Below are 5619 nucleotides of genomic sequence, written 5' to 3'. Positions count from 1 at the left end.
TCACAAGTGATGGCAACTTTTGGTTACGGATCCGTTGCTTCACCCCCATCTAGTTGCTACTCTGTCGAAGTTGTTATCAGATCGTGACTTTGGGCAGGCTCCACCATTCTGAGCCGGAGAGAAAGACGTGAGCACTCAGAAGAAATCTCGCATCCACCGCATTAACCACACCTCCTCCACGCCAGTGCGTGTCGCTACCGGCGGCATGCTGGCCACCTTGGTTGTCGGTGGCGCTGTTGCAGTTAACGCTCAGAAAAACCTCATCCTGAACGTTAACGGCGAAACCTCCCACGTCAGCGCGATGTCCGGGGATGTCAAGAGCATTCTTGCCTCACACGATGTCGACCTGAAAGATGGCGACTTCGTTTCTCCCGCCGCGAACAGTTCCGTTAAGGACAAACAGGAGATCACGGTTCGCACCGCTCGCCCCGTCACCCTGACTGTCGATGGCGTCCAAAAGACCATCCAGTCCACCGCCCTCACCGTTAAGGACTTCCTTAACCAGGTCGGCACCATCAACCCGGACGATTACGTGTCTGCCCAGGGCAGCACCAAGATCCCGGAAAGCGGCATGAAGCTCGAGGTTGTGCCGCTCAAGGACATCACCCTTGACGACGGTGGCCAGCTCGGCGACATGAAAGTCCCCGCTGTCACGGTGAAGGACTTCCTTGACCGCCGTGGAATCAAGCTGGGTGCCGACGACAAAGTCACGCCAGAGCTCGGCAAGAAGCTGGTCAGTGGCGACAAGATCACCATTGAGCGCAACAAGACCGAAGACCAGACGGTGAAAGAGGCTGTCGAGCCGACCGTCCGTTACGTTGACGACCCCAACAGCCCGAAGGGTTCGGAGACCGTCGTGAAGCCGGGTAAAGCTGGCGAGCGCGAAGTGACCTACACCGTTAAATCCCGTAACGGCCAGGAAGTTCAGCGCTGGGAGAAAGCCTCCAAGATCCTCTCTGAGGCCACCGAAAAGGTGATCTCGCGCGGCACGAAAGCGGCTGTGGCATCGACCAAGTCCTCCTCCTCGGCATCGGCTCCCGCTGTTGCCGGTGGATCGGTATGGGACTCCATCGCTCAGTGTGAGTCTGGTGGAAAGTGGAACACCAGCACCGGAAACGGCTTCTCCGGTGGCTTGCAGTTCACCGATCAGACCTGGCAGGCATTCGGTGGTGGGGCATACGCTCCTACCGCTGCTGGTGCTACCCGCGAGCAGCAGATCGCTGTCGCTAACAAGGTTCAGGCTGCCCAGGGTTGGGGAGCATGGCCGGCCTGCACGTCGAAGCTCGGAATCCGCTAACCTAACGGTGTGAATCAACCCCCCACTCCTCCGCGTACCGCAGATCATGTTTCTTCAGCCGTCCAGCTTTTGGGGCCGAAAGAAATAAGAGACCTCGCGAGGACCGTGGGGGTTGTTCCAACTAAAAAGCGCGGACAAAATTTCGTCGTTGACCCCAATACAGTCCGGCGAATCGTCGCCACTGCCGACTTATCGCCCGAGGATCACGTTCTTGAAGTCGGCCCGGGGCTGGGCTCCTTAACGCTTGGTCTTCTGGATGCCGTCTCAAAAGTGACGGCCGTGGAGATCGATACCACGCTGGCTGAACAACTCCCGCACACTGTCGCGGAGTATGCCCCGACACGCGCAGAAAACCTCGACGTGATCTGTTCCGATGCGTTAGCGATTACCGGCTCAGCCGTAGAGGACTTGGATGCGAATCCTCCGACGGCGTTCGTCGCCAATCTGCCCTATAACGTCGCGGTACCGATTCTTCTGCATGTCCTGGAGATCTTCCCGACGATCACGCGCGTTCTAGTCATGGTCCAGGCTGAGGTTGCCGACCGCCTTGCTGCCGAACCTGGGAACCGCGTCTACGGTGTTCCCAGCGTGAAGGCCCGCTTTTATGGCCAGGTTCAGCGTGCGGGTGCCATCGGGAAAAATGTGTTCTGGCCGGCGCCCAATGTGGATTCTGGGTTGGTCAAACTCACCCGCGGGACCCGGCCGTGGCCAACTGATTCCGCCCCGCGCGCCCAACTATGGCCGATCATTGACGCCGCGTTCGCCCAACGTCGAAAGACCCTGCGAGCTGCCCTGAAAGGGCACTATGGAAACGCGGCCGCAGCAGAGAACGCTCTCCGGGAAGCCGGAATTGATCCGCAACGCCGCGGGGAGACGTTGTCCATCGACGAATTTGTCTCGCTGGCACAGTTGCCGGCGGGCACAGAAACACCCCACTAGTCGATAACGGGTGGTTGAGGAGGTGAAACCATGACGTCCAGTAACAGCGATAGACCTGTGTTCAATTCAGACTGGGATCAGTACATCGACGGCTGGGACGGTGTCACCGGACAAGCACCAGCTGTCCTGTCGGTGTATCTCCAGGCCCACTCGTCAGGTTTCACATCCGTCGCGCAGTCGGTTTCCCTAGAGAATTCCGTCACCATCCATCCAGTCACGGACGCGGAAAGTGGTTCCCGTCGTGGTCTGAGAGAAGCATCAACCGTCGATAGATCACCACTGACGACGGGCAACGTCGTCTACGATCTTTCTGTCGGCGGCAATGTGCCGATGGGTCAGCTGCCAACCGGGACCGACAACGTCGTATGGCGGGTCATCGAGAGGATCGCCGACGCCTACCGCTCCGTGATGTCGCCATCGCTGGCCCTGCCACGAGTCGACGTTAATGTCACGAAGCGCATCCCGTTGTCGGCGGGCTTAGGAAGTAAAGCAGCCGACGTGGCAGCAGCTATCGTGGCTGCCGACCGATTCTTTGGCTATCACTTCATCGTGCGTGCGATGGGATTCTCCGCACCAGGGGGAACCGAGACCAGCAGCGTCGGCTCTTTGTCGAGTGATGTTCTGCGCCGCATTGCGCGGGAAGAATGCCCCGACGAATACGCCGCGATCGAACTTGCGCTCGAGGGCGGGACCAGCCTGATCAACCTCGAGCACAATGCGCAACCAGGATCCGACGTCACATCCCGACGGACACCTCTCTTGGCGCGAGGTCCCTTGTGGTGGGTGATAACGATGCCGGCAGTCACATCGCCAGAGATGGCGATGCCATGGGCCGCACCATCGCCATACCGCGAGGAACAGGCCGCTCAGTCCCACCACGATCCGTCCGCTCAGCGCAGTGACGACGAAGACGCGGACGCCGACGAGAGCGGGGCAGGGTTGTGCCACCGCGTCGTCGAGCGCTTGGCCGTACAACGTGCGGAGATGGCGTCGGGAAAGAGGTCGCAGTACAGCGTCGGCAATATAGAAGACATTGAGCGCGCGCTCGTGTCGGGTGACCCGATGGAAGTTGCGAAGACGATGGGCAATGATCTGTACCCGGCAGCGACCAGCGTCGTCCCGTCCCTTCGTCGGGTTATTCAGGCGGGCACGCGGGCGGGTGCGCTCGGCACCATCGTGGCTCAGCAAGGTCCAGCCTGCGCAATGCTGTGTGCCGACGAGGACCATGCCCGCGACGTGCAGGCCGAATTGGCGGGGAGCGGCGTTGTCCGCACAGCTAGAATTGCACCCAGCCACAGGCCGGGAAGTCAGAGTGGTGCGCACCTTGTCTCTGACGAGGATAAAAAATCGCCCTAACCCTCATCGGTGTCTGCTCGGATCACATGCCACCAGCGTCGCCTGTCCCACGCCCACACGAGTAAGGAGTTCACAGAACTAATGGCAGCAGTACGCCCGCTCATCACGACGGATTCCGTCACCATGACCCGCGGCATCACGACGGTGCTCGACGATGTGACGGTGGCGGTGAATGAGGGCGACAGAATCGGTGTCGTGGGGCTCAACGGCGGCGGAAAGTCCACCTTGCTCGGTGTTCTGACTCGAAACATCGAGCCCGATTCAGGCCGAGTCACACATGGGCGCTCTGTCCAGATCGCAACCGTGGCCCAGCGTGCGCAGAGCTCCTCAGCCTCGGTTATCCAGACCATCGTCGGGGAGAAAGCCGCCTACGAGTGGGCCGCCGACCCCGAGGTGCGGTCCATCATCGCCGGCCTTGACCTGTCGGAACTGTTGGACGAGCCGACCGATTCGATCTCCGGTGGCCAATTCCGTCGGGTCATGCTCGCCGCCGCCTTGGTGCGCAAAGTTGATGTCCTAGTTCTCGACGAGCCCACCAACCACCTCGACATCGAGGGTGTTCAGTGGCTGGCGGACCATTTGCGACACCGGAATTGCGCCCAAGTGATCGTGACTCACGATCGCTGGTTCTTGGATACCGTGGCGACGCGTACGTGGGAGGTTCACGACGGTTCGGTGGACACCTATGAAGGCGGATATAACGACTGGATGTTCGCCCGCGCCGAGCGCCAGCGCCAAGCCGACGCGGCCGAGCAGCGCCGCCAAAACCTGGCGCGAAAAGAGTTGGCGTGGCTGCGTCGCGGAGCACCCGCCCGCACGTCGAAACCCCGATATCGGGTGGAAGCCGCCGAAGCGCTCATCGCCGACGTCCCGGCGCCGCGCAACACGGTGGAACTGATGGCGTTTTCCAAGCAGCGCCAGGGGAAAATCGTTGTGGACCTTGTGGACGCGACGATCACCACGCCCGATGGGCGCGTGTTGGTCGATGACCTGACGTGGCGCATCGGCCCGGGGGAGCGCATCGGCCTCGTCGGGGTCAATGGTTCAGGTAAAACGACGGTGATGCGGACGATCGCCGGCGATTACCCGATGGCTGCAGGTACGCGTCGTGAGGGCAAGACGCTCCGTTTGGGCTGGTTGCGGCAGGAACTCGAGGATATTCCCGAGGACCTCACCGTCATCGACGCGATCAAGGCGGTGGCCGAGTATGTCGTCTTGGGCAAGAAGGAAATGTCCGCCTCACAAGTCGCCGAGCGCCTAGGTTTCCCGGTCAAGCGGCAGCGTCAGCCCGTGCGTGATTTGTCGGGTGGCGAGCGTCGCCGGCTACAGCTCACCCGGATCTTGATGTCGGAACCCAATCTTTTGCTTCTCGACGAGCCCACCAACGATCTCGACATCGACACTCTCCAGGAATTGGAGTCGATGCTGGACGGGTGGCCGGGAACTCTGATCGTGATCTCGCACGATCGCTACCTCATTGAGCGCATTTGCGACAGTGTTTTCGCCTTATTCGGCGATGGTGATGTAACGCATCTACCTGGGGGTATCGACGAATATCTTGATCGCCGACGTTCCATGGCCGATCATGCGGCGTCGGGAACTGGGTTTGCCGCGGGAACAGAGGCCATTGCTACGGGTAACCAACAGAAGCAGGGTTCCCTTTCGGCGGCTGAAAAACATAAAATCTCTAAGGAAATGAACTCTCTTGAACGAAAGATCGCCAAAGTTCAGAAGAGAGAAGAGAAAATCCAGCAGGATATGGCTGATGTCGCGAGCAGTTCGAATGGCGCGGACACAGAGAAATTGACTGAATTGGATAGAGATCTGTCCCAGGCCCGTGAAGAAAGGGAAGAACTGGAAATGGTCTGGATGGAGTACGGCGAAAAGCTCGAGCAACAATAAGCTCGCCCCGGATTGTCACTGAGGGAGTGGACGACATCCGGCGGCGGTCAGCACAGACCAGGAGGGTAGCGGATGGCGACGGCGAACCAGGGACAACGCTCGTCACGGGATGTGTCGAAGCCAGG

At 60.1% G+C, this 5619-nt stretch carries 4 protein-coding genes; all 4 read left to right on the top strand.

What is annotated here, in order from left to right; translation table 11 throughout:
- The first annotated feature begins 127 nt into the window (after positions 1-127).
- Positions 128-1297, top strand: a complete 1170-nt coding sequence (locus tag Q3981_RS03240) for a resuscitation-promoting factor (RefSeq protein ID WP_303123852.1) — start codon at positions 128-130, stop codon at positions 1295-1297.
- A 9-nt stretch (positions 1298-1306) separates the two neighbouring features.
- Positions 1307-2236, top strand: coding sequence for a 16S rRNA (adenine(1518)-N(6)/adenine(1519)-N(6))-dimethyltransferase RsmA (gene rsmA / locus Q3981_RS03235; RefSeq protein ID WP_303123850.1), 930 nt, complete (start codon positions 1307-1309; stop codon positions 2234-2236).
- A 30-nt stretch (positions 2237-2266) separates the two neighbouring features.
- Positions 2267-3592: a hypothetical protein gene (locus tag Q3981_RS03230; RefSeq protein WP_303123848.1), complete on the top strand. Its 1326-nt coding sequence runs from the start codon at positions 2267-2269 to the stop codon at positions 3590-3592.
- A gap of 81 nt (positions 3593-3673) precedes the next feature.
- Positions 3674-5494: an ABC-F family ATP-binding cassette domain-containing protein gene (locus Q3981_RS03225; RefSeq protein WP_303123846.1), complete on the top strand. Its 1821-nt coding sequence runs from the start codon at positions 3674-3676 to the stop codon at positions 5492-5494.
- The last annotated feature ends 125 nt before the right edge of the window (positions 5495-5619 follow it).

Origin of the sequence: Corynebacterium sp. (genome assembly GCF_030530965.1) — a bacterium.
Lineage (GTDB): Bacteria > Actinomycetota > Actinomycetes > Mycobacteriales > Mycobacteriaceae > Corynebacterium.
Note: the sequence above shows the minus strand (reverse complement) of the source record. Positions and strands in the feature narration are given on the sequence as shown.